This is a genomic window from Marinobacter sp. UBA3604, assembly GCF_002375325.1.
GTDB lineage: Bacteria > Pseudomonadota > Gammaproteobacteria > Pseudomonadales > Oleiphilaceae > Marinobacter > Marinobacter salarius.
Genome location: NZ_DFMB01000063.1, coordinates 52366 through 76803, shown reverse-complemented (window position 1 = coordinate 76803; position 24438 = coordinate 52366). Strand labels below are relative to the sequence as shown.

Annotated in this window: 23 protein-coding genes; 8 read left to right on the top strand and 15 right to left on the bottom strand. The window is 55.6% G+C overall.

Going from position 1 to position 24438, the window contains the following annotated elements:
- Window positions 1-16: 16 nt before the first annotated feature.
- From B2590_RS18725 to B2590_RS18705, 5 genes are all read right to left on the bottom strand, one after another.
- Window positions 17-1708 carry an EAL domain-containing protein gene (locus tag B2590_RS18725; protein WP_256713542.1) on the bottom strand — a complete coding sequence of 564 codons (1692 nt, stop codon included), beginning with the start codon at window positions 1706-1708 and terminating at the stop codon, window positions 17-19.
- Between the two features lie 13 nt (window positions 1709-1721).
- The gene (locus tag B2590_RS18720) at window positions 1722-2177 is read right to left on the bottom strand and encodes a response regulator (protein ID WP_036207564.1); all 456 of its coding nucleotides are present in this window, start codon (window positions 2175-2177) and stop codon (window positions 1722-1724) included.
- A 54-nt stretch (window positions 2178-2231) separates the two neighbouring features.
- The gene (locus tag B2590_RS18715; protein WP_083637155.1) at window positions 2232-3686 is read right to left on the bottom strand and encodes an ATP-binding protein; all 1455 of its coding nucleotides are present in this window, start codon (window positions 3684-3686) and stop codon (window positions 2232-2234) included.
- Window positions 3683-4216: a YfiR family protein gene (locus tag B2590_RS18710; protein ID WP_157665604.1), complete on the bottom strand. Its 534-nt coding sequence runs from the start codon at window positions 4214-4216 to the stop codon at window positions 3683-3685. The genes B2590_RS18715 and B2590_RS18710 overlap by 4 nt, the downstream gene beginning before the upstream one ends.
- 409 nt (window positions 4217-4625) lie before the next feature.
- On the bottom strand, window positions 4626-4793 hold the full coding sequence (locus tag B2590_RS18705) for a DUF1127 domain-containing protein (RefSeq protein ID WP_156105500.1): 168 nt from the start codon (window positions 4791-4793) through the stop codon (window positions 4626-4628).
- Window positions 4794-4971: 178 nt separating this feature from the next.
- Here B2590_RS18705 and B2590_RS18700 point away from each other — a divergent pair, with 178 nt between their 5' ends.
- Window positions 4972-5856 carry a LysR family transcriptional regulator gene (locus B2590_RS18700; RefSeq protein ID WP_051946960.1) on the top strand — a complete coding sequence of 295 codons (885 nt, stop codon included), beginning with the start codon at window positions 4972-4974 and terminating at the stop codon, window positions 5854-5856.
- A gap of 8 nt (window positions 5857-5864) precedes the next feature.
- Here B2590_RS18700 and B2590_RS18695 read toward each other — a convergent pair whose 3' ends face one another.
- The 5 genes from B2590_RS18695 to B2590_RS18675 all read right to left on the bottom strand — a co-directional run bounded on the left by B2590_RS18695 (window position 5865) and on the right by B2590_RS18675 (window position 8839).
- Window positions 5865-6557 (bottom strand): RES family NAD+ phosphorylase, encoded by a 693-nt coding sequence (locus B2590_RS18695; RefSeq protein ID WP_286811750.1) that lies wholly within the window; start codon window positions 6555-6557, stop codon window positions 5865-5867.
- Window positions 6554-6955, bottom strand: a complete 402-nt coding sequence (locus tag B2590_RS18690) for an antitoxin Xre-like helix-turn-helix domain-containing protein (protein ID WP_007152162.1) — start codon at window positions 6953-6955, stop codon at window positions 6554-6556. The genes B2590_RS18695 and B2590_RS18690 overlap by 4 nt, the downstream gene beginning before the upstream one ends.
- 99 nt (window positions 6956-7054) lie before the next feature.
- Window positions 7055-7651 carry an ATP-dependent zinc protease gene (locus B2590_RS18685; protein ID WP_036207262.1) on the bottom strand — a complete coding sequence of 199 codons (597 nt, stop codon included), beginning with the start codon at window positions 7649-7651 and terminating at the stop codon, window positions 7055-7057.
- Window positions 7645-8226, bottom strand: coding sequence for an ACP phosphodiesterase (locus tag B2590_RS18680; protein ID WP_127401309.1), 582 nt, complete (start codon window positions 8224-8226; stop codon window positions 7645-7647). The genes B2590_RS18685 and B2590_RS18680 overlap by 7 nt, the downstream gene beginning before the upstream one ends.
- Window positions 8227-8293: 67 nt before the next feature.
- Window positions 8294-8839, bottom strand: a complete 546-nt coding sequence (locus B2590_RS18675) for a porin family protein (protein WP_007152159.1) — start codon at window positions 8837-8839, stop codon at window positions 8294-8296.
- Window positions 8840-9090: 251 nt separating this feature from the next.
- Here B2590_RS18675 and B2590_RS18670 point away from each other — a divergent pair, with 251 nt between their 5' ends.
- Window positions 9091-10506 carry a TrkH family potassium uptake protein gene (locus tag B2590_RS18670; protein ID WP_075194863.1) on the top strand — a complete coding sequence of 472 codons (1416 nt, stop codon included), beginning with the start codon at window positions 9091-9093 and terminating at the stop codon, window positions 10504-10506.
- Window positions 10507-10557: 51 nt separating this feature from the next.
- Here B2590_RS18670 and B2590_RS18665 read toward each other — a convergent pair whose 3' ends face one another.
- Window positions 10558-11217 carry an alpha/beta hydrolase gene (locus B2590_RS18665; RefSeq protein WP_286811749.1) on the bottom strand — a complete coding sequence of 220 codons (660 nt, stop codon included), beginning with the start codon at window positions 11215-11217 and terminating at the stop codon, window positions 10558-10560.
- A gap of 15 nt (window positions 11218-11232) precedes the next feature.
- Window positions 11233-12444: a 1-acyl-sn-glycerol-3-phosphate acyltransferase gene (locus B2590_RS18660; RefSeq protein ID WP_286811748.1), complete on the bottom strand. Its 1212-nt coding sequence runs from the start codon at window positions 12442-12444 to the stop codon at window positions 11233-11235.
- Between the two features lie 151 nt (window positions 12445-12595).
- On the opposite strand from B2590_RS18660, the gene recQ reads away from it, so the two are divergent.
- On the top strand, window positions 12596-14452 hold the full coding sequence (recQ, locus tag B2590_RS18655; RefSeq protein WP_286848042.1) for a DNA helicase RecQ: 1857 nt from the start codon (window positions 12596-12598) through the stop codon (window positions 14450-14452).
- Between the two features lie 12 nt (window positions 14453-14464).
- Here the strand turns inward: recQ and B2590_RS18650 are convergent, their stop codons facing one another.
- Window positions 14465-15016, bottom strand: a complete 552-nt coding sequence (locus B2590_RS18650) for a PaaI family thioesterase (protein WP_036207280.1) — start codon at window positions 15014-15016, stop codon at window positions 14465-14467.
- A 177-nt stretch (window positions 15017-15193) separates the two neighbouring features.
- On the opposite strand from B2590_RS18650, the gene B2590_RS18645 reads away from it, so the two are divergent.
- Entirely contained in the window at window positions 15194-16144 is a 951-nt protein-coding gene (locus B2590_RS18645) for a hypothetical protein (protein ID WP_091644284.1), read from the top strand.
- Here the strand turns inward: B2590_RS18645 and B2590_RS18640 are convergent.
- Window positions 16127-18013 (bottom strand): methyl-accepting chemotaxis protein, encoded by a 1887-nt coding sequence (locus B2590_RS18640; protein ID WP_091644281.1) that lies wholly within the window; start codon window positions 18011-18013, stop codon window positions 16127-16129. The two genes, B2590_RS18645 and B2590_RS18640, sit on opposite strands and share 18 nt — an antisense overlap.
- Before the next feature lie 227 nt (window positions 18014-18240).
- On the opposite strand from B2590_RS18640, the gene B2590_RS18635 reads away from it, so the two are divergent.
- From B2590_RS18635 to selD, 4 genes are all read left to right on the top strand, one after another.
- A complete protein-coding gene (locus B2590_RS18635; protein ID WP_036207289.1) occupies window positions 18241-19788 on the top strand; it encodes a bifunctional GNAT family N-acetyltransferase/carbon-nitrogen hydrolase family protein in 1548 nt (515 codons plus the stop codon).
- Window positions 19789-19933: 145 nt separating this feature from the next.
- Complete coding sequence (locus tag B2590_RS18630; RefSeq protein ID WP_007152149.1) at window positions 19934-20332, top strand: hypothetical protein; 399 nt, start codon at window positions 19934-19936, stop codon at window positions 20330-20332.
- Between the two features lie 47 nt (window positions 20333-20379).
- The gene (locus B2590_RS18625) at window positions 20380-21150 is read left to right on the top strand and encodes a helix-hairpin-helix domain-containing protein (protein ID WP_127401313.1); all 771 of its coding nucleotides are present in this window, start codon (window positions 20380-20382) and stop codon (window positions 21148-21150) included.
- A complete protein-coding gene (selD, locus tag B2590_RS18620) occupies window positions 21150-23426 on the top strand; it encodes a selenide, water dikinase SelD (protein WP_127401315.1) in 2277 nt (758 codons plus the stop codon). The genes B2590_RS18625 and selD overlap by 1 nt, the downstream gene beginning before the upstream one ends.
- Here the strand turns inward: selD and senB are convergent.
- Window positions 23416-24393 (bottom strand): selenoneine biosynthesis selenosugar synthase SenB, encoded by a 978-nt coding sequence (gene senB, locus B2590_RS18615; RefSeq protein WP_036207298.1) that lies wholly within the window; start codon window positions 24391-24393, stop codon window positions 23416-23418. The genes selD and senB overlap by 11 nt on opposite strands.
- Window positions 24394-24438: the final 45 nt, after the last annotated feature.

Genomic DNA, 24438 nt, shown 5'->3' with positions numbered 1-24438 from the left:
AAAGGCGGAGAGGTAGCTATTCCAGCGGTCGAGGCATGGAAATCCCATATCCCTGGGCGAAGTCGAGGCCCAGTTCAACCAGACGGGCTCTCACCTCATCGTTCTCCACGAACTCGGCAACCGTCTTGAGTCCTGCGGAGTGGCCAATCCGGTTGCACGCATCGACTATCGACAAATCGATTGGGTCGTCCAGCAGGTTGCGGACGAAACCACCATCAATTTTCAGGTAGTCCACTGGCAGGGCTTTCAGATAGGAGAACGAACTCATGCCCGCACCGAAATCATCAAGCGCGAATTTGAACCCTCTTCTTTTGGCGGAATTGATGAACCTCTGAGTCGCGTTCAGATTGGCAATGGCGGAAGTTTCAGTAATTTCAAAGCAGATACGTTCGGGAATCAGCTTGTACCGCTCCGCTAACTGGCTGATGTACAGAAACAGTTCTGGCTCGTTAAACGAGCTTCCAGACAGATTAATAAAGAATGTTCCTGTGCTCTCACGCCCGAGCCCCGTGCGATCAAGGTAGTCGAATGCCAGTTCGATGACCTTTCGATCAACTCGTGTCATCAAGTTGAAGCGTTCCGCCGCAGGAATGAAGGCACCAGGGGGCACGATGTCATCACCTTCGTTCAGGCGGACCAGAAATTCGGTTCGATAACCGTCGTTGGCTTCTGGCTGAAGGGCAACCATTTCCTGCTGCCATAGGCAGAAACTGTTATTTTGGAGAGCCTGCTGAATTCGGCTGGTCCAGTTCATATCCCGCTGACGTTGCTGCATATCACTGTCATCGGTTTCGTAAAGCTGGACGTTATTGCGTCCCCGATCCTTGGCGGCGTAGCAGGCCAGGTCGGCATGGCTAAGAAGTTCACCAGCACTGTTGTAGTTTTCGTTGATCACAACCATACCGATGCTGAGCGACACCGAGAACGGCTTGTTCTGCCAAACAAAGCGGAATTCATGGACCTCTTCACACAGCTTTTCAGCGACCTTGTGTGCATGAACCGCGTCGCAACCGCGCAGCAGTACTCCAAATTCGTCGCCGCCGAGGCGAGCCAGGGTATCATCAGAGCGAATTTGAAGTGACAGCAATGCGGCGACCTGCTTAAGCAAGTAATCCCCAGCCACATGACCACAGGTGTCGTTTATGATCTTGAACTGGTCAAGGTCAAGATAGAGCAGTACATGATGACGGCCGGTTTTATGGGTGTCTTCGAGCGCCTGCACCAGCCGCCGCTCGAATTCCCGGCGGTTCACAAGATCAGTCAGGCTGTCATGATAAGCCATATGCTCCAGAGCATTCTCGGCAACACGCTTGGCCTGGCGCATGAATCCTTCACGTACTTCCCGATCAATGGCAGGAATCAACCGGGACAGGTTGTCCTTCATGATGTAATCCTGCGCACCGGCTTTCATGGCGGTAACGGCAACGCCCTCCCCGATCGTTCCGGATACGATGATTACTGGCAGGTCCTTGCAGTACTTCTTGGTCAGCTCCAATACCCTGAACGAAGAGAAGCCGGGCATGTTGTGGTCGGTAATGACGATATCCCACTTACCCCGGCGAAGGGCATAGGACAGACGGTCTTCGCTGTCTACCAACTCATGATAGGGGGCTATGCCTCCTTTGCGCATCTCTCGCAGTAGAAGCAGCGCATCGTCTTCTGAATCTTCGACGATCAACATCCGTAGAGGGCTGGCTGTGTCTGTCAATGGCCTTACCTTTTTATAACGAGCGAACCGCACCTGCCTTGGGCACTTTATTGACAAAAAGCCAATAGCGGGCAAGCAACTTCATTTGTTCCGTAAACTCCCGATAATTGATCGACTTGGTGATAAAGCTGTTGGCACCCAGACGGTATGCATTCAACAGGTCTGCCGGCTCATCGGAGGATGTAACCATAACGACTGGCAGCCAGTTGGTCAGTGGCGAGGACCGAATACCTTTCAGGACCTCCAGGCCACTGACCTTGGGAAGCTTCACATCAAGCAAAACAAGACCGAGCGAATCCAGATCTTTACACGGCTGCCTGGCATCGTTGCCAAACAGGAAGTCCAGGGCTTCCTGCCCGTCTTCTTTTACGATGACAGGGCTGTTTTCGCTCGCACTCTTGAGGGCTCGCACTGCCAGAACCTGATCATCCGGGTTGTCTTCAACCACAAGGATTGAATGGCCATCCATGATTTTATTTGCCCTTTCAATGAATTGCATTAATAGGTTGAATCTGACTACAGTCTAGTCCTGATCTCCCGAAACAGGCAACTTCACGACAAAACTTGCCCCCTCACCCAGTTGCGACGTAGCGGAAATATCGCCATGGTGCCGGCGAACAACGCGGTATACGGTCGCCAGGCCAATACCTGTGCCGCCGAACTCCGACGGCGTATGAAGTCGATTGAATGCCACAAACAGTTTGTCGATATACCTCATATCGAAGCCGACACCGTTGTCACGAACCTCAATAGCAACCCAGCGCCCTTCTCTTCGAGACAACACTTCGACAATTCGTTTTTCTTCTTTGGCGCTGTATTTCCAGGCGTTCGCCATCAGGTTCTGGAAGGCAACACGCAGCATTCGGCTGTCGCCTACAACCCACATACCCGGCTGTATGAGAATTTCCGTTGGCACTTCATCGCTGATGTCTTGCAGTTCTTCCGCAATTTCTTCCAACATCTGGCTCAAGTCTATCGTCTGATTTTCCATGGACTGTCGGCTGACGCGGGACAGAACAAGCAACCCATCGATCAGCCCTGCCATCCGTACACTGGCCGCGCGGATTCGCTTCAGGTAATCCTTACCGATCTCATTCAACTGATCGCCACAATCCTCTTCCAGGGCTTGCCCAAACCCTTCAACGGCTCTCAGGGGCTGCCTGAGGTCATGGGAGACCGAGTAACTGAACGCCTCCAGTTCACGGTTGGCCATGCTCAGCTCGGAGGTCCTGGCCTCGACGATGCGCTCCAGGCTGTCACGGCTTTCCAGGATGCGGCGGTTCTGTTGCTGGATGGTGCTGATCATCTCGTTGAAGGTGTTACCCAGGCGCCCGAGTTCGTCGGTGCCGGAAACCGGCGCACGAATGGAATAGTCGTGATCCTGGGCGATGCGCTCGGCCGTCTCCGAAAGCTTGAGAATGGGTTCGGAGACGATTCTCTGTAACCTGAGCGCCAGGAATACCAGCGCGATGAGGATCACCGCCCCGATACCGGAGGCTACGGATACAAAGGTCCGGATATGGCCCCGCAAAACTTCAAGGTGTGATGAGAGGAAAAGCTGCCCGACCACTTCGTTGTCCAGCGTGACCGGCATCAGTAACTGATAGACGTCCCCGACGAACCCTACTTCCAACGACGAACCAACCGATGGGCATTGCCCCTGTGGCCGGCCTGAAAGAGACGTCATCACGTCCCCTTGCTGGTTGTAGACACAGGCCTGCCGAATAGTGTCGATACGCTTGAGGCTGGTGATAATACTGCTCAGCTGCTCGTTGTCCTCGAACACCAGGGCAGCAGCGGACTGCTCCGCCAGGATGCCGGCGATGACATGAAGCTCGGATTCGAGCTGTTTCCGGTAATTCTGGTTCTCAACAAAGATGAGGCTCGCGCAGACCAGGGTGATGCCAAGTGCGCTGGTGAACAACGTAAGGAATAGCAGTTTGGTTTTCAGTCGCCAGTATCGCCACCGCCCCATCATCTCAGAACCCTCACCGCCAGTTCCAGAAGCCTGGAGTTAATGGTCAGGCCCGCTTCCATTGCGGCTTTCAGGCTGATTTCGAAGCGAATAACATTACCCTGCTTCACGTAACCGACAATCCCGCCCTTGCGAATGAAGTCTGGCAAATCACTCACTGTCAGTATGCCTTCGTGGCTCTCGGCCATTTCGAGCAGTTCGTCGACATTTCTGGACTGGGACTGCCCTATATAAAGTACGTCGCATCCCGCGATATCGGCCGGAACGTTGGGGTATCGAAGCTGAAGCGCCCTGCCCTGGGATTTACGACCTTGCATGGGGTCAAGCAGGTTGCCGAAGGGGTCATCGCCGTAGATGCACACATCAAGAGGATCGGAAGCGGTTGCTCCATTTGACCAGGTAATAAAACGTGTGAAGTTGTAGAGGAACGCCGCTTTGACTTCATATTCCGAGCGTATGGAAGCATGCGCCGACGCCAGGCTGAGACACAGGCTGAGAACTAGGGGAATAGAATATTTCAGGTGATCCCTCACGAGTCGGCCACGAAACAAGTAGTCATGTTGAAAATTGAATTATATGGGAGCCCGGCACCTACGGAAGGTTAGCACCCGTTTCGCTGGCGTCAACTGTATCTTAAAACTGTACTCCCCCAATAGCACCGTTCTGTGTCTGTTCCGCCAACACCGGTCCAATAGAATTTTATCAAGCACCGGAGGTGGAATATGAACATCGACAAAGTCCTGTTTCGCACACTCAAACACTATATTGAGAACCAAAAAACCCGCACACGCCTAAGAAGACGCCTGCGGGGAATGCCGGTGAGAGAGCTGGATCGTTTGGCATGGGACATCGGAACAACCAGAGCTCAGCTGCTACGAGAGGCACACAGCCCGTTCTGGAAGACGCATCGCTGAGCCCTGGGGAAAGGGATCAGCGTGACGACTACTCCCGCCAGAATGGCTTGTGCGCTTCCTCTACCAGACTGCCGTGAGGCAACCCTATGTCTTTTTCGACCAGTCTGGTGTCCATTTCATACAGCGACTGCCGCAATTGGTACCGGCGACTCCAACGTCCCGCATAGCGTTTGATAGCAGCGATGGCTCGCCTCATGAAAGCGCTCCTTGAGGGAACACATGCAATCGATGGTGCTTGTCTGAGTGTTTGATTGACGAGGATGGCTTTCATTTTCATCTTCCTTTAAATATGAACGATGACTACAATGAAACCATTCTCGACCCGCCGTACCAGGTCGTCCATCGACATTATTTGAACCCGGTGTTCGAAAAATATGAACATAAAGCTGGACAGGCTCAAGTCTTTTCTTCTGGTGGCTGAAGAGGCCAATCTGACTCGCGCGGCCGCTCGTCGTCATTCGACACCGTCTGCGGTGAGCGAGCACCTTCGCCAGCTTGAGGAAGAGTTCGAGGTTCTGCTGTTCGAGCGCAGTAAACAGGGAATGTCCCTGACCGCGGCTGGCGAGCGCTTGCTCATGCCCGTTCGCCAGGTGTTTACCGCCGTGGAAGATGTGCGTAACACTGCGCTTTCCTTGCGTTCGGTGCCCCACGCAACACTCCGCCTTGGACTGAACTCTCCGCCTGAATACCTTCGTGTAGACGAAGTGCTTCGCCGGAAGACGGACGCTCTCCCTCACCTCAACCTGGAAATGAAAACCCGGGCGTCAACCCAGATTGTCGAGCAAGTGCTTTCGGAAGAGCTGGATCTGGGGTATGTCTATGGCAACTGCGAGGACCCGAGGCTGAAGGTGGTGCCACTCACGCCAGTACGTATTTCCGTTGTTGGCCCTGCGGATACGGAGTTCGACACCCTACCAGCCGACTTCGAGTCACGTCGGCGCCTGCCCTGGGTCTGGCCCAACCGGGACTGCCCGTTTTTTGATTTCATGAAGGACCTGCTTGGCCCTCAGGCAAGCCTCTCCGACGCGGCCACCAGTTCCGACGACGAGTATTCCACGGTGGTTATGGTCAAATCCGGCATGGGGTTTGGGCTTGTGGAGCGGGAGTTCGCGGAACAATCACAGAGCCGCGGAGGGGTGCGTATTTTTGATGATCCGGAGATGATCACCAACCTCAATCTGATATGCGGCGTGCGAAACTATGAACGTTCAGAATTGCGGGCACTGTTCGATTTGATCGTCAGTGAATGGAAACCGTAACGGTATTCTCACGCCTTGGTGAATTTGTTAACCGAGCTGATTTGCTCACCGTTCCAGATAAACTCGAAATGCGCCGTCTGGATAACACTGCGGACGTGCCTGGGAGTGAATAATCCCCAGCAGGTATCGCCGGGTTTTCGAACAGAGTGATACCGAAGCCCTTCCGAGCCTGCCCTGTAGAGCCTGCGACCATAACTCCGTGAAGCCGCGTAGCTGTCAGCATCGTAGATGGCGTCCCCAAAGGAGAGGGTCGTGGCGTCGTGCAGGGTCATCGTCCCCACCTTGCACTTTAGCCCCCGGAACACCAGCCGGTCGTAGTCCAAACCGTGAACGCCCTGCCAGTAGCGTGACTGGTGATAGGCCACCTCCGCTATTGCTGTATCGATGCTCTCCCCCATATACAGAACACCGTACTGGCCATCGCTGAAGCGGCTGCCTTCGGGGTTTACATGGGTAAACGGGCCGGTGGCGTAGGAGCAGCCAGGGATTCCGAACGGGATCTCCGCTTTGCGGATCAGGTTGAGATTACCCAACTCGGTCTGAAGACGGGGGTTGGTGAGCGCTTGAAGTTCGTAGAGCGCATCAAACTCATCTTCGTCCGCCACATCATCAAACAGGCTGATGGGCGGAAACCTCGAGTTGATCAGGCGAAACCCGGTAATGCTCTCGGGTGTGATCGTTGGCGGCTGTTCCTGACTCACCAGAGCCCCCCGCGCAATACATCGATACGCCTGAACGTTTCATACAAAGCAGCAAACTGGCCCGTACTGATAATCTCAAGGGGACTTTTGCCGTTGAAGTACGGATTGTCGTTTTTCAGGGCCATAAAGCCGTAAACGTTCTTCGGGTTCTCGAAGATCATCCGCAGGCAGCCATGGATGTTGACCAGATAACTGAGACGTTCAATCTGGTCATGGGTCAGGCTCGCCTGCTCCGGCGCTTTACGATACTTGTAGTACGCCGGGCGGGAAATCTGAAGGATTTTCTGTACCTGCTCGGGAGTACAGCCCCAACGGTCCAGAATATTAAACACGGTTTTAAGGCCAACGCCGGAGACGTTGTTCTTTTGGACGGTTGCAAGTTTCTGCGCGTTACTCATAGCGGACACCACTGTTTTTCAGGCTTTCGCCCACTTAATACTTGGTATCATTGTAGACTTATATATACATTTTGTCTATACGCAGACTTTACAAACAACTCACCCAGCGTGCTCTTCAGCAACATCGGCCAGATTTTTGTACTCGCAGTCCTGCTTCGCGATGAAGGCGTCCGCCGAATCAATCAGGATATTGTCGTCGCGCATGAACCGTCGACCCAACAACGCCGGATAGGAAAACTTCCCACGGTCCGTGAGTGAGAACTCAGTTTTATGACTGGTACCGGCAATGCAGAAGTCCATAACCACCACAAACCGGCGCTGCGAGGGTGCGCCCTTGCGCTTGATCTTAACCGTACGCTCAACAGGCAGGCTGAACTCCAGAATTACCTCTTCCAGATTCTTGCCGTCGGCGTCGTCCTCATCCTGGTGGTCAGCCAGCGGCAACTGGAAACTGACCCATTCTTCATCACCTTTCATGAACGGCTCAACATTGACGGCATGCAGTGAAGAGGTTTTGGCCCCGGTGTCCAGCCGGGCCTTCATGCGTAGGCCCGTGCCCTCGAGCACAAGCCATTCAACAAAGCCAAGTCGCTCGGGCACAGCGTTTTCATTACTGCTGCTCTCAGCCATGGCGATGGAGGGGATCAGGAACGCGAAAAGCGCAGCGACTACGTATCTCTTGGAGTCCGTCAACATTCAAAATCCTTTGTGGCAAAGTGTTTGAGTTCAGGGAAAAAGCTGAGGAACCTGTGTTCGAGTTCCTGGTCGTGGGCTTTGATCTCCTCGATGATTCCGCTGAACGCATTCCTGAACCGTATGCGATTGGCGACCCGGTCCAAAGCATACCCAATGTTGTCAATGTCCTGGTATGAGCGGAACCAGTCGTGGAGAACGATCTGCTGAGTCACCTTTTGCATTTTCTCAGGCATCAACGACGCGTTTTCATCGAGTTCCCGATAGATCTGATCGATAAAGGTATCGGAATTCACATGACTAAAGCGTTGCCAGTTTCTTAACAGGTAGTGATCGTAGAGGATATCCAGCGCCACACCCGAAAAACGTCTGCGCTGAGGGGAGAACAACCGCTTGCTGGCAATGACTTGCGAATGCTGGTCGGTAAACGCATCCACCGCCCTGTGATGCTGCAGCCCCACCCTCACTTCCCGGGGCAGTTCGTCCGGCACTATGCCTCTCGCAAAGTCCCCCAGCAGGCTGCCCACACGAACCTTGGGAGAATCTGGTGCGAGAAAAAGATGGGCAAGGTGATTCAAACTGGCTCCCAATAACGGCGGCGAACAGGCCTCCGCCGCCAAGGTTTCTTTGTGCAGAGCGCTCCGATCAGAAGTTGAAGGTGACGCCCAGGCCCAGACCGTCAACGGTGGAGCCATCCTTGTCATAGTAACGCATGTATTCCACGTTGCCAGACACTTCCGGTGCCAGCTCAACATTCACACCAGCGCCGTAGGAAAAGTCCGACTCATCCTCGGTGGTGGTCCCCAGGAACGACTTCGCTTCCACTTCAACCCGGGTTACACCGAAAATAACGTAAGGCGTTGCGGGTGATTCGTTCGCCAGATTCAGCGTGGCGTAGCCGCCGAAGAAATTGTCCAGCGAATAATCGACGCCGCCAATGCGATCATCGTCCACGCCAAACCCAGCACGGGCTTCGAGCCCAAAGAAAGGCGACACCAGGCCACCCACCTTCGCGGACAGCGTACCAACGTCAACGTCGTCACTGCCGTTTTCGATATTGATAAAGCTGTAGTTCAGGCCCGCATAAAGGCTACCACCACCTGACTTGTAGACATCAGCGAAGGCGCTTTGGGAGACCGCCATCAGCGGCGCTGCAGAAAGACCAAGCATCAATGCAATCGACTTTTTCATTTGAATTCTCCTTCCGGTTTCAAACCGAACTCACAATTCGAAGTTGCATCAGGCTGACGACAAACACCAGCGTTCGGATCCTTATTTACGCGGAATTTACAGTGATTTAATGTACCTGTAAGGCCCTGACGCACTGCGGGTTCCACCTTGCGAAAGCCCCAAGCCGCATGTATTCTGACGCCGTCTCTCTGTTCAGCCGGCTAGAGCGTCCTTTGAGAAACCTGAACCCCGTAATCTTTATCATGAGCGTCATGTTTATACTTCTTAGTATTTTCATGACCTTACCTGTGCTTCTTCTCGTAACTTCTGAATCGCCGAATGCCATGGCGTTTGCGGAGTCTGCGGCTATCTGTTTTGGCACGGGGCTGCTGGGCATTCTCGCGACCTACCGCCAGGCACGAGACCTGAAGCCCCGCTACATGTTCGTGCTGACCGTCTCCAGCTGGTTTATTATCGCCCTGCTCTCCTCGCTCCCGTTCTATCTCAGTGATCTGGGGCTTACCCTCGGCGAGGCCTTTTTCGAAGGCACATCCGGCATCACCACCACCGGAGCCACGGTGCTTACCGGCCTGGACACCATGGATCAGGACCTACTGCTCTGGCGCTCTGTACTGCAATGGATTGGCGGTATCGGGATCATCGGCATGTTCGTTGCCGTATTGCCCTTCCTCCGCGTGGGCGGCATGCGGCTTTTTGCAACGGAATCTTCAGAATGGACTGACAAGGCCCTGCCGCGAATGAAAACCCTCAGTCGTGGCCTGCTGTTGGTTTACGTGGCGTTTTCGGTGCTTGCGGTAACGACCTATTGGTTGTCCGGCATGAGCCTGTTTGACGCATTCAACCATGGCCTGACGAGTATTGCGACCGGCGGCTTCTCCACATCCGACTTGTCCATGGGCAAGTTCGACTCCAACCTGATTCTGTTGGAAGCCACCCTGTTCATGATGATCGGCAGCATGCCGTTCTTTCTTTTTGTCCGGGAAATGCATGGCCAGCACGGCGTACTGTTCAGGGATCAGCAGGTGCGGCTGTTCGTGACCATCCTGCTGGTGGTACCTGCCTTACTGACTCTTTACCGCTGGTACGTCTCACCAGTGGAGTTCGACCTCGTTAACGGCTACGTGTCGACGCTCTTCAATGTCACGTCTGTGGTCACGACAACCGGCTATGCCTCGGAAGATTACTCTGCGTGGGGCCCACTTGCGTTTGTGCTGTTTTTCTTTCTGATGTTTATCGGCGGGTGCTCCGGCTCAACAGCCGGGGGCATGAAAGTGTTCCGCTTCCAGCTCTCATTGATCGTACTGAGGGAGCAGCTGATGCGGCTGCTGCATCCCAGGGCCGTGTTTACCCGCAACTATAATGGCCGCGCGGTCAGCGACGAAATTATCGCTTCGATGATTGCCTACACCTTTATCTTTCTGTTGTGCCTGCTGATCATAACGGTCGCACTGGCAGCTCTGCAGCTGGACTTTATCACCAGCCTGTCCGGAGCACTCACCGTGCTGACCAACGTTGGCCCGGCGCTCGGCGACACAATTGGGCCAGCGGGCACCTTTGCACCGCTCCCGGAGCTTGCCAAATGGATTCTATCGGTGGGTATGCTGATGGGGCGTCTGGAAATACTGAGCGTGGTAATTGTGCTTTCACCAGCGTTCTGGCGAAGCTAAGCGAGGCAACCTGCCCTGCTTAGGCTTCGCCAATCGAACGTCAGGCGAGCTTTACAGTACGTTATCGCGAAGGAACTTGCCGATATCCACGATCTCTTCCATGCACACGCTGTGTTCCATCGGATAGGTCTCATACGTGGGTTCAAACCCCATGTCCTGCAGATTTTCCACGCTTTGCCGGCCCAGGGCCTCCGGTACCATGGGGTCAAAGGTGCCATGATAGATCCGGATCGGGATATCACGATTCGCCTCTGAGCACTTCACAGTCTTCGCAGTGGCAAAGTATGTTGACAGGGCAATAATGCCCGCCAGGCGCTTCGGATAGCTCAACCCAAGCTCGTAGGCCACGGCGCCCCCCTGGGAAAACCCGGCAATCACAATGTTCTCGCTCTTCACGCCACGCTCAATTTCCCGGTCCACCAGTTTTGCAACCGCGTCTGACGAGGCCATCAACTGATCGGTGTCCACCACTCGATCAATATCCATTGCCTTGATGTCGTACCAGGCTGGCATCGTCATTCCACCGTTAATGGTGACCGGCATGTTGGGGGCGTGAGGAAAAATGAACCGAACAGCTGCATTGTCGGGCAACCCCAACTCCGGCACTACCGGCTCGAAATCATGGCCACTGGCTCCAAGGCCATGCAGCCAGATAACGGCGGCAGTAGGATTGGGATTGGTTTCCAATTCGATAGTTTGAAGTTCTTGCACAAAATACCTCGGGTATCAGGGGTGTTCCGTTGGTGTATCCGTCGAGCCGTTGCCATTGTGAGCTTCAAGCGCCGTGACCACCGGGTTGGCGTACATATCCAGCAGGTAGGGCCGAATCGCCGGGTCGCAGGCATCGAGTCGACGCTCCATCTCCGACTCGGCGGCTTCTATTTCCGCCGCTGACCAGGCCTCTGCCGTCACCACCGCATCGCTTACAGAGTCTCTGCTGGCGTGTGAATCAGGATGAATGCCTCTTTGCTGATAGGCCACCAGGTTGGACGTGTGCAAGTGATAATTGGCATGCATCTCCCGATCGATCCGGGCAGCCAGTTCCTTAGGCGTGTTTTCGGCATCCGCGATGGGTGCTCCGAAATGCACGTGCACGTGGCCCTTGAACCCCGTGAGCCCGCGCATTATCTGGTTAGTATCCTCGCCTTCGGCCTTAATGTACTTGCCCGTGCGGGAGCGGGTTTCGAGCTCTCGGGCCTTGTCCATATCGCAGGGATCATACTCGTAGGCAATGGACACCGGCACGATGTTCAGCCGGTTCATGGCTTCGCCGAAATCCAACCCACTTTTCTTCTGGCTCATGTAGAACATTTTAATAATGGCGGGATCGGTGAAATCCAGCCCGTCTTTGGCGCGCCCTTCACGCTGCGCAATCCAGATGCTCTCGTTGTTGTCGATACTGTGATTGATAAACGCCGAAAGCATGATGTAGGCGTCCCGCATTTCACGTGGGCTGGTCATACTGCGACGCACCACAAAGCTCTTGTTCAGCCGCATCATTTCAGCAAATACGCGGTTCGCCAGCAGGTTGTCGCCAATGGCAATACGTGTGGTATTGAAGCCGTTCGCGAACAGCAGGTAATTGACCACCATCGGGTCGAACACGATGTCGCGGTGGTTGGAGATGAACAGGTGAGCGCTCTGCTTGTCCAGATTTTCCAGCCCGCTGTGGGTAACCCGGGTCGTTGTGTGATCAACCAGTTCACCAACGTAGCCAGACAATCGCGCCTGGAGGTCGTCGATACGGGTAAGTCCGCCAAAGTTCCTGGCCAGCCAGCGCTTGACCCATACCCGGAGCATTCCCGGCGCCCATTTGGCCAGTGTGGGCGACTTGAAGCGGCCAATCATATCCAGAAATTCCGGATCCCGTACCAGATTGTTGATGGCGGTTCCGGTTTCCTCGTCCGAGTAAGGTCGGATGGCGTCAAATTCCTGCATGGAGTTCCTGTTTGTTGGGTGCAGAAAAAAGGCGCATTGTAGCGTTTATAAGGTTTGTTTGTCTCCGCCGATTCCGTGACCGCTTTCTGGTATCATGGCCTGCCTGCCAGAACGGCACCCTTTACCCTCAACCAACACCGCTGGCCAAGTCATGGATTTTGCACAACTCAGCACAGAGCGCCCCCGTGTTACCGACCAGGACCCGGAAGAAGTCCTTCATCGTGTTTTCGGTTACGAGACCTTCCGGCCCTTGCAGGGCGACATTATCCGCGAGCTGGTTAACGGTGGCGATGCGTTGGTACTGATGCCCACCGGTGGTGGTAAATCCCTCTGCTATCAGGTGCCAGCCCTGGTTCGCGCCGGAACAGCTGTCGTCATATCACCTCTGATTGCACTGATGCAGGACCAGGTGGCAGCGCTGAAAGAACTGGGTGTCAAGGCCGCGTTCCTGAACTCCACCATGGATTTCGAACAGGCCCGGGACACTGAAAACGCCCTTATGACCGGCGAACTCGACCTGCTTTACTGCGCGCCGGAACGGCTGATCCAGCCTCGCACACTGGACCTGTTACATGATGCTTCTATTTCCCTGTTTGCCATCGACGAAGCCCACTGCGTGTCCCAGTGGGGGCACGATTTCCGCTCCGACTACCTGGAGCTAAGCCGGCTGGCCCATGAATTCCCGGGCGTACCCCGCATAGCCCTCACCGCCACCGCGGACGAGCGCACCCGCAAGGAGATCGCTGAACGGCTGTCCCTGACCGAAGCCCGACACTTTATCAGTGGTTTTGATCGCCCGAATATTCAGTACCGAATTGCTCCGAAAACCAATGCAAACAAACAACTACTGGATTTTATTAAAGCGGAACATGATGGCGACTGCGGCATCGTTTATTGCCTGTCCCGCAACAAAGTCGACAGCACCGCGAAGCTGCTCAGTGACAAAGGCTACACCGCTCTGCCCTACCATGCGGGCCTCAATGCCGGTGATCGCGCGCGGAATCAGGAGCGCTTCCTACGCGAGGACGGCGTCATCATCGTGGCCACCATTGCTTTTGGCATGGGCATCGATAAACCCGATGTTCGATTTGTCGCCCACCTGGACCTTCCAAAAAGCCTGGAAGCCTACTATCAGGAAACCGGACGAGCCGGTCGTGATGGAAAGCCTTCGACCGCCTGGATGGTTTACGGCCTGCAGGACGTGATCAAACTGCGACAGATGCTCGAAGGCTCCATGGGCAATGACCACTTCAAACGGGTTGAGCGCCAGAAACTGGATGCCATGCTAGGCCTGTGCGAAGTGACAAGCTGTCGGCGACAGGTGTTGCTGCGGTATTTCGGCGACACCCTTGAACAGCCCTGCGGGAACTGTGATACCTGCCTGACCCCACCGGAAACCTGGGACGGCAAGGTTGCCGTTCAGAAGGCGCTCTCCTGCGTGTTCAGGACCGGGCAACGTTTCGGGGTCACATATTTAATTGATGTGTTACGCGGCTCTGAGAACGAACGTATCCTGCAGTCCGGCCATCAAACGGTTTCCACCTACGGCATTGGTACCGAGTTATCGGCTAATGACTGGAAGTCCGTGTTCCGTCAACTGGTGGCCAACGGTTACCTCAGGGCTGACCCGGAAGGCTACGGAGCGTTGCAACTCACGGAGCAATGCCGCCCGCTACTTAAGGGCGAGGTAGCTATCCAATTACGCAAGGATCCCGTGGTGAAGGCCTCCAGTGGCCGTGGGTCATCAGGGTCCGGCCGCCGCAGGATTGCAGACCAGATCACTGACAAACCCGGCTGGGAAGCGCTGCGGGCCTGCCGAAAATCGCTGGCGGATGAGAAGGGCGTGCCGCCCTACGTGATTTTCCACGATGCCACGCTGTTTGAAATTCTGGACAAGAAACCGAACAGCCTTGCCGAAATGGCTGAGATAAACGGCGTGGGTGCGGCAAAGCTCGAAAAATACGGGGAAACTTTCCTCGCCGCCCTACGGGAGTTGGACGGCGCTTGAATCAACCTCAGTTCACTGCGCCTGGAAGCCTTTCTTGCGAACACGATAGTGGGCCATCGAAGTGGCCACATGATGGCCGTCACTGTCGTACAGTGTGCCTTCTAACTCAAACGCGGCCCTGCCCGTAGCATCGGCCTCGGCCTTGATGGCTTCAACCGTGGCGGCGTCCAGTGAAAACTCCACAAACACATCGGAATTCGCCGGCTGCAGGAACTGAAGCGTCATTTCCTTGAGAATCGGCGTGTAAGCCGGGCCGAGATCAAACAGCGTCAACACACCACCGGGGATCTCCGCCACCAGGAAATAGGCACCGGCGTAGAGGCTGCCAAAGTGGTTCTTATTGCCTTTCAGGCGTATTCTTGCCTTAACGAACCCTGGGCGAATCTCCTCAACACTGAATCGATTTCGTGGTGCGAACGGGATCGATAGGCCAATAATTCGGTTGACGGCCGCATAACCACTGGTTTTACGGAGCCAGGCCAGCGGTTGCGTGATTCGCGCCCCAGGATTCGATTCAGACACCCAATGGCCGGTTGCACCTATCAGATTGTCGATGAACGCCATGTTTTCTTACCTGTTGGTGATTTAACGCCCATGATTGCAGCCGTTTAAAAGGTATCGCAACTGTTTTCGGGATTTTTTACGGTTATCCCTTTCCGGAAAGAAAAATTCACCTAAACTGCTTGGATATCAAAACGGGCGATAACAAGAAACTCGAATGGACGCGGGAGTAAGTCTTCAATGAAAGTGAGGCGTGCGCGTGGCTGGCTGACGGCCCTGGCATTGTTTCTGGCTTGCCCGGGAACCGGTGTGTCTTCGGAATATCTGTCTGGAGAAACACAGGCAAGGGAATATCGCCTGTGGTACCGCAATTACGACAGCCCACCCATACGTGCCCTGGTTGCCCTCGCCTTCGACAAGACACCGGAATACGGTTCGTATCGAATCACTCGCACCCCGGAGATGGCCCAAGGCCGGGTTGTCCGCGAACTTGAGCGCCAGCAATCAAAATTGGTCGATCTCGCGAATGTCGCGACATCAAAACAGAGGGAAGAAAGCCTGCAGGCCATCCCCATACCTATCGATGGCGGACTTTTGGGGCTTCGGGTGTGCGTGGTGCTTAAAGAATCATTGCCCAGGTTCAAAGGCATCCGAAGCCTTGGCAATCTTGAGGAAGTCGGTATCCGCATCGGCCAGGGCGCACACTGGCCGGATTCGTCGATTCTTCAGGCCAACGGAGTCAGCGTGGTGACTCACTCGCGGTACGAAATTCTTTTCCGCATGCTGGAGAATCATCGTTTTGAATGCTTCGCCCGGGGAGTCAACGAGGTTCTTTTCGATCTGGAGCTTGAAAACAACGAAGATTTCGCCATCGAGCCGGACCTGCTGCTGGCCTATCCGATGCCCTCTTACTTCTTCGTCAACCGGCACGACCACGAAACAGCACATCGGCTTCAATTGGGCATGGAAAGGGCCATTTTCGATGGCAGCTTTGGCGCGTACCTCAACCAATACTACGGCCAGTCCATCGACGAGCTAAACCTGCACAGCCGGAACGTCCTTGTTCTGGAAAATCCCTATCTGACGGACGAGTCCCGGGCCATCGGCACCAGAACCCTCCTCGAACTCCGACGGCGAATCCAGATACTATCCGCGCCCCAGAAAACGTCTTACTCAAACCCTGAATCGTGACACGTTCTTACTAAGCGTGTGGCCGACCGATTCGATCTGACCGCTATAGACGTCGTTCTCGCTGGCAGCCTTGGCGGCCTCCTGGCCCTGGTCGGCAATCCGGGTGATGGAGGAGTTCAACTCTTCCGTCACAGAGGTCTGCTCCTCAGAAGCCGTTGCGATCTGGGAGGTCATCTGGCTGATCGACGTTATGGCATCAGCAATACGGTTAAGGGACTCCATGGCATCCTGGGCTTTCTCCATGCTCACATTCGAGACCGCTGTTGATGCCTTCATGACGTCCACAGCCTGGGTTGCACCGCTTTGCAGGCGCTCAATCATGTTGTTGATCTCTTCCGTGCTGTCCTGGGTGCGGCGGGCCAGATTGCGCACTTCGTCAGCAACAACCGCAAAGCCACGACCCGCGTCCCCTGCCCTTGCGGCCTCGATCGCCGCGTTCAGTGCCAGCAGGTTGGTCTGTTCAGCAATCCCCTGAATTACCTCGAGAACCGAGGTAATGTCGGTAACGTCCTTGCCGAGTTTATCGATGACTTCCGCAGCGGCGTTAATCTCTTTTGACAATTTCTGGACTGCATCCCGGGAAGCGGCAACGGTTTCAAGGGAAGCGCGGCTGTCTGCATCGGCGGTGTTGGACGCATCCGCGGTCTGTTGGGCATTCTGTGCAATTTCCCCGGCAGCGGCAGACATCTCATTGATGGCCGTGGCCACCATATCAATCTCGGCCTGCTGTTTTTCAACGCTGTCTCGGCTGGTGCTGGCAGTATCCCGCAGGGAGGACACGTTTTCGCCAAGCTCGGCGGTGCCTTGCTGGACGTCCCGGACCACATTCTGGATATTCTCAACAAAGCTGTTGAACTCCGCCGCGAGCTTGCCGAACTCGTCGTTGGCGCTATCGTCCAGGCGCTTGGTGAGGTCCGCCTCGCCACTGGCGATTGATGCCATGGCGGCATTAAGCTTGCGAACGGGAGCCATCAGCACGCGGATACCAAAACGCAGGATCACCAGGGACACCAACAAGCCAATTACTGCGATGATCAGCCCGGTTACGCGAGCGGCATGGACCGGCGCATTGATTTTGTCCTCATTGATAAAAGTGCCGAGATACCACTCAACACCACGGGCACCTTTGATGCGATGGAAACCGGCAGTCCAACTGGCATCTCCGGTGTCATATTCGTGAATTTCACCGCTGAGCCGAGGAGATTCTCCCAAAAGACTGCTGATCTTCTTGCCAACCAGTTTCTGGTCCGGGTGAAACAACACGGTGCCGTCGTCACTGATCAGGGCGGCATAGCCGGTGTTGGCCAGCGTAATCGTGGAGAGCGTCTGTTCTATGGTCTTCAGGGCAATATCACCACCGACAACACCCTGGTAAGCCCCACGTTTGACCGGTGCCAGCGTGGAAATGATGGTGCCTCCAGTGCCCGCGTCCACGTAGGGTTCGGTGAACGACGCTGAGCCCTTTTGTTTCGCCTGTTTGAACCAGGGCCGCGTGCGTGGGTCGAAATCCGCAGGCAGCGTGGCTTCTGAGGCATCGTCCTTCATCAGCATATAGCCATCATCACGGCCAACATAGACGTCAATGAACCCGCCACCGGTTGTCGCAGCGGCCAGGATAACCCTCGCCTCGGCATCGGTTTCCACCGACTCCAGTGCTTTTGCCGTTGCTTCGGTCATGGCAAGACGGGTGTTGAGCCAATCCGCAATGCTGGACGTACTCTGAGCCACGGTGTCTTCAATCAGTGCATCAACATAAGTATCCGTAGTCTCCTGTAACCGGAGGTTGCCGCTGAGCGTAAACGCCCCCATAACAAGTAAAAGCAAAATACCAAAGGCGACGAGCAACTTCTGGCCGAAACTCAGGTTCATTTTCCGGGTCCTTTTCGAGACAGTCTATTCGGGGGGTCAGTCAAACAGCCTATCGGCTGTCTTTCATTCATAAACTGGTTTTCGGCGTGTGCTGCAAAGTCTTTAACTTTATGTGATAAGAAGTCTTAAGCTTTAGGTGATAAGAAGTCTTTAGCGCTCTCTGATAAAATACCGAAGCAATCGACAATTCTTGCCGTCATTTCCACACCCAACGGGAGCTGCCGTATATGGCCCACGAAGAACTGCACCTCAACCTTCGTAACCTGACCAGTGATGATTACCCACAGCTCCAGCGACTGATGGACAGGGTCTACGACGATATTGGCGGTGCCTGGCCAGAGGACACGATCGAAGCTCTGGTGCAACAGTTTCCGGATGGTCAGATCTGTATCGAAGAGTCCGGTGACCTGGTGGCCGTAGCCCTCACGGTGTGCGTCAAGTATGAGCGATTCAGCAATCCGCACACCTACGACGACCTGATCCTGCGCAATGAAAAAATCTGGCACAACGCCAAAGGCGACTCGCTTTACGGCCTCGATGTGTTTATCCACCCGGATTATCGCGGCTACCGCCTTGGCCGGCGGCTTTATGAAGCTCGCAAAGAACTCTGCCGATCCATGAACCTGCGCGCCATCCTGGCGGGTGGCCGCATCCCTGGATATCACAAGTATTCAGACCAGCACTCCCCGGAAGAATACATCCAGCGTGTGGATCGCAAGGACATCTACGACCCGATCCTCAGCTTTCAGCTGTCCAACGACTTCCAGGTCACCCGGCTGATGCACAAGTACCTGCCGGAAGACGAGAAATCCCTGGGCTACGCCACTCTGCTGGAATGGCGGAACATCCTCTATACCCCGCCGTCGCCGGTGCTTAACGTCAAGAAGACTCAAGTGCGCCTGGGTGCCGTTCAGTGGCAGATGCGTGAATTTACCTCTGTGGAGGAAGTGCTGGAACAGGTGGAGTACTTCGTGGATGCGCTCTCGGATTACAAGAGCGATTTCGCCCTGTTTCCAGAGTTTTTCAACGCACCGCTGATGGGCCTGACGGACCAAGTGGACCAGACACGGGCCATTCGCTTTCTGGCAGGCTTTACCGAGCAATTCCGCAATCAGATGTCGGAAATGGCGGTCAGTTACAACATCAACATCATTACCGGCTCGATGCCCCTGCTCGAAAATGATCGGGTCTACAACGTGTCCTATTTGTGCCACCGCGACGGCCGCGTCGACGAGCAGCGCAAGATCCATATCACGCCCCACGAACGCCGTGACTGGGTCATCGAAGGCGGTGAGAAGTTCCAGGTGTTCGACACCGACGCCGGCCGCGTGGCCATCATGATCTGTTACGACATCGAGTTCCCGGAACTGGGGCGCCTGGCGGCCATCGAAGAGGTGGATATTATTATGGTGCCCTTCTGGACGGACACCAAGAACGGATACCTTCGGGTGCGGCACTGTGCGCAGGCACGGGCGATTGAAAACGAGTGCTATGTCGTGATCACCGGTAGTGTGGGTAACCTTCCCAAGGTTGAGAACCTGGACGTGCAGTACGCCCAGTCTTCCGTATTCTCACCGTCGGACTTTGCGTTCCCCCACGATGCGGTGATGGCGGAAACCACACCGAATACGGAAATGATCATGTTTTCAGATATGGATCTGGAAAAGCTGAAGCTGGTGCGCAACGAAGGCTCGGTGACGAACCTGAAAGACCGGCGCACGGATATTTACGAGCTCAACACGCTACAAACGGGCCAAAATGATAAAAACAGTTGATGAACCGCCTGAGAGCTCTATCGTATGACACTGAACACGTTGCCAAACCAACAGAGTGTGGCTATTGTTTAACCATATACTTTCAGGAACACGCCCTCGGGGTGTCGTCCGGACCCCCTCGGGGTGCAAAAGAGATCACTTTTAGATGAACGAAGCACTACCGGATCTTGTCGCACATTTTCACATCAAGCGTGGCCTCTTTCGCCGGGAGCGTGTGCAGGCCGCCCTGTTCGAGCTCGATCACTTCGGATGTGTGATGAAGACGGACAAGATATTTAACCCCGGTGATACGGTTATCCTGGATCTCGTGATGGAAATGCCGTTTGACGACATCAGGGCGGATGGAATTACCGGCCTGGTAACGGAACGCAGGAAACACTGTAGCAATTTCTTCTATTCCGTTGATTTCGTAGAACTCAATGACAACTCCTCGTCTGCCCTGAGCGAAAAACTCAAGCGCATTCGTGAGGTGGTGCTCAAGAAGCAGACGCTAAAATCCAGACGTTCCTCAGGGCCCGCCTCCAGCATTCGGCAACTGGCCTGAACTCACCAACGCCCCACATCAACTTGCACTTCAAGGAGAAAGTCCTCATGGCGAAGAAAGCCAACAAGCAAAGCGTTGATAAAGTCGTCAAGAAAGTGAACAAAGAGTTCGATAAAACGTCATCACAGATCGAAAAGCTGATCAACGACGCCCTCAAGCAGTTCGACAGCCTGCAAAACCAGATTCAGGAACCCGTCCGCAAACTGCTGAAGGAAGTGGATGAGCTTCGTGATCGTGAAATGAAACGTTTCAACGAAGAATTTGAACGTCGCTTGGGTGAATTCCACGATTTGCAAAACAATATCCTGGACCGCCTTGGTATTGCCAGCAAGGAAGCCAGCGAAGAGGCGAAGAAGGTCGCAGGCCAGGCCGCCAAGAAGGCCGGCCCTGCTGCCAAAGGCAAGTCAGCTCCGAAAAAATCCACCGCCAGTAAGACAGCGGCCAAAAAACCGACCGCCAAGAAGCCCGCCACACCAAAAGCGGCAACTGCAAAGAAAGCCGCCAAACCCAAGGCGAGCACCGCCGCCAAAAGTCCGGCCGCAGCCACTAAAGCCGCTCCCAAGAAAGCCGCCACGGCCGCGCGGAAGCCAGCGGCAAAGCCGGCTGCAGCAACACGCGCTCCAAAGCCGAAGGACAAGAGCGACCTGACCCAGGTTAAAGGTATTGGGCCGGCCACCGCCCGCAAAATGAAGGAAGCCGGTATCACCTCGGTTGACCAGATCGCCAATCCGTCTGACGCGGACAAAGAAAAGCTTCAGGCATTTTCAAGCGTGAAAGGCTTTAACACCTTCAGCGACGAAGCCAAGAAAGTTATTTAATGCAACAATCCGAACAGCCTGTTTTACGGGACATTGTCCTGATTGGCGGCGGACACAGCCACGTAGGCGTTCTCAAGCGCTTTGCCATGAACCCAGTGCCTGGTGTCCGCCTTACCCTCATCTGCAGGGATACCCATACACCCTACTCCGGAATGCTTCCCGGGTATGTGGCTGGGCATTATTCCTACGACGACGTCCATATAGACCTCAGCAAACTGGCCGAGTTCGCGGGCGCGCGCTTCTACCGCGATGAAGTTGTTGGCATCGACCGCCATCGAAAACGTGTGGTCTGCCGCTCCCGACCGGACGTGCCTTACGACATTCTGTCGGTGAATATCGGGTCCGCTCCCAAGGTCGGTGACGTCAGCGGCGCAACTGAACATGCAGTGCCCGTCAAGCCTATCAACGGATTCAACAATCGCTGGCTGTCATTATTGTCGCGGCTGGAAAACCATGACGGCCCGATGACCGTTGCTGTGGTCGGCGCAGGTGCAGGTGGCGTTGAACTCACACTGGCCATGCAGTTCCGGCTACGAAATGAGCTCGAAAAGCGCGGCCACGACCCGGACCAGTTGCACTTTCATCTGTTTGATGCAGACCAGCAGATCCTGCCTACCCACAACGCCAGGGTGCGTGCGGTATTCGCTGACACACTCGCAAGCCGTGGGGTGAAGGTCCACCTGGGATCCGCAGTCTCAGAGGTCGAGGCCAATCGTTTGACCACGGAGTCCGGCGACACCCTGTCGGTTGACGAAGTGCTCTGGGTCACCCGTGCCGGCGGCCCCGAGTGGCTGCGGGATACCGGCCTGGCCCTGGACGACGGTGGCTTTATCCGGGTGACGGACACCCTGCAGACAGAAACCGACAACGATATCTTCGCGGCGGGTGACATTGCCAACGTTGTAAATCACCCCCGGGAAAAAGCCGGCGTATTTGCCGTTCGTCAGGGCCGGCCACTGGCGGACAACCTCCGCCGCCATGCCCTCGGAAAGCCCGCGAAGCCATTCCGGCCGCAGAAAAAATGGCTGGCGCTGATCAGTACCGGCGACAAATTCGCAGTGGCCTCCAGAGGTGACCTGTCGTTGGCCGGTTCTTGGGTCTGGCGCTGGAAAAACAGCATTGATAGACGCTTCATGGCGAAATTCAATGATCTTCCCGCCATGGAAGAGAACGCCGCCCTGCCCGACACCGGCGCCGCACAAAACCCCGAGGAAGCGTCCCAGGCCATCTCCGCGGTGGCCATGCGTTGCGGTGGCTGCGGTGCCAAGGTGGGCAGTACCGTGCTGTCACGGGCCCTCGGCGAGCTGCGACCAATAGAGCGGGATGACATCCTGATTGGTCTACACGCCCCAGACGACGCCGCCGTACTGACCGTCCCACCCGGAAAGGCGGTGGTTCACACCGTCGATTTCTTTCGCGCCTTTATTGACGACCCCTATGTGTTCGGCCGGGTTGCCGCCAATCACGCCCTGGGCGACGTGTTTGCCATGGGCGCCGAAGCTCAGAGTGCCACCGCCGTAGCGACCGTGCCCTACGGCATAGAGTCCAAGGTGGAAGACGTGGTTTACCAGATGATGTCCGGCGCCGTGGAAGTGCTGAATGAAGCTGGCTGCGCGTTGGTAGGCGGCCATACGGGTGAAGGCCGTGAGCTGGCACTGGGCTTTGCCGTCAACGGGTTGATTGATCCGGATGACGTCATGAGCAAGGGCGGCCTGCGGGCCGGAGACGTTCTGCTGCTGACCAAGCCTATCGGTACCGGGACGCTCTTCGCTGCCCACGCCAAACTTGCCGCGAAAGGCCGCTGGATTGATTCTGCCCTGGCCTCAATGATGCAGTCCAACAAAGACGCGGCCCAGTGCCTGCGCCGATATGGTTCACGAGCCTGCACCGACGTAACGGGTTTTGGTTTGCTTGGCCATCTGGTTGAGATGACGCGCCCCTCTGGCGTTGATGCGGAGCTCGATCTCACGGCAATACCGATTTTGCCTGGCGCTGAGGAAACTGCAGCAGCAGGTATCCTCAGCTCCTTGCAGCCGGCCAACATTCGTCTCCGGCGTGGTATTCGAGACCAGGAAAAGTGGGTCAACCATCCTCGCTACCCATTGATCTTCGACCCGCAGACCGCCGGCGGACTGCTGGCCAGCGTGCCCGCTGACCAGGCGGATGCCTGTATCAGTGAGCTGAAAGCAATGGGCTATCCCCACACTGCCATTATAGGGCGGGTGTTGCTGCAGGATGAGAGCGGCCCCATCGAGCCCATCACACTCAGGGATTGAGACGGTCGCCTTTGGCCCTGGCCTTCTCAATCGCAGTGAGCAGGGCCGCTTGCTCAGCTTCAGGAACAAAGCAAGAGGCGAGTTCGGTGACGCGATCGGTCAGTTCCCCGAGATATTCGGGGGATTGTTCCGCCCACAGTAACACCTTCGCAAGATCAGCCTCGTCGCCTACACGGAAGTACCCCGGGTAATCTTCACCCAGTAGGCCAATATTGCCGGAGATGTCCGACGCGATAACCGGCAGCCCTGCACGACAGGCTTCGGATACGACATTAGCGCCTCCTTCCATCACCGAGCTGATAACCATGGCACGGCAACGGTTCATAAGCTGATGGGTGGACGGTCTGTCAATTTCGCCAAGCCACTGAAAACGCGGATTGGCCTCCTGTTCGGCTATGGCTCGCCGAGCCCAGTCATGGCTGTGAGCCTTGCCTGCATTCAGCACCCGGATGGTCGAACCTGGCGGCAATGTCCTCGCCGCGATTGCGGCCCTCAGAGGGTCCTTCTCCTCGCGCAGGTGTCCGATAACACAGACATCGAAATGCCTGGTATCGACGCCTGCATTACCCCCGGGCCGATCGGCGGACTGCAACACCGTCACCAGCTTTGGCACGAAACGCTCGGGAATATCCCGGCCAACACGATGGTGGAGCCCCACAAGGCAATCCGCGAGGGCCATGGAATGGAGGGTTTGCTCCGGGTAGCGGTACTGGTGGTCGTATATGTCCGTGCCCGTAAGCACAACGATTATCGGCGTTTCCGGGTTACGGTCACGGAAGCGAAGAACGGCCTCATGGCTCCTCCAGGCGTGCAGGGCAATGTACAGGTCGCAGGGCTCGTTGTTGTATTCGGTCACAACGAAAACCCGGTGTCCGGCCTGCTCAAGCAACCGGCACCATCGGTCCGCCGTGGCCCGATTACCAGCCCTGGAGCCCGGTAGCGCCGGGGTATTCAGGATGATTTTCATGAGTGTCGGTTTCCATCAAGATTTTCATTTTTTGCCGGATACCCC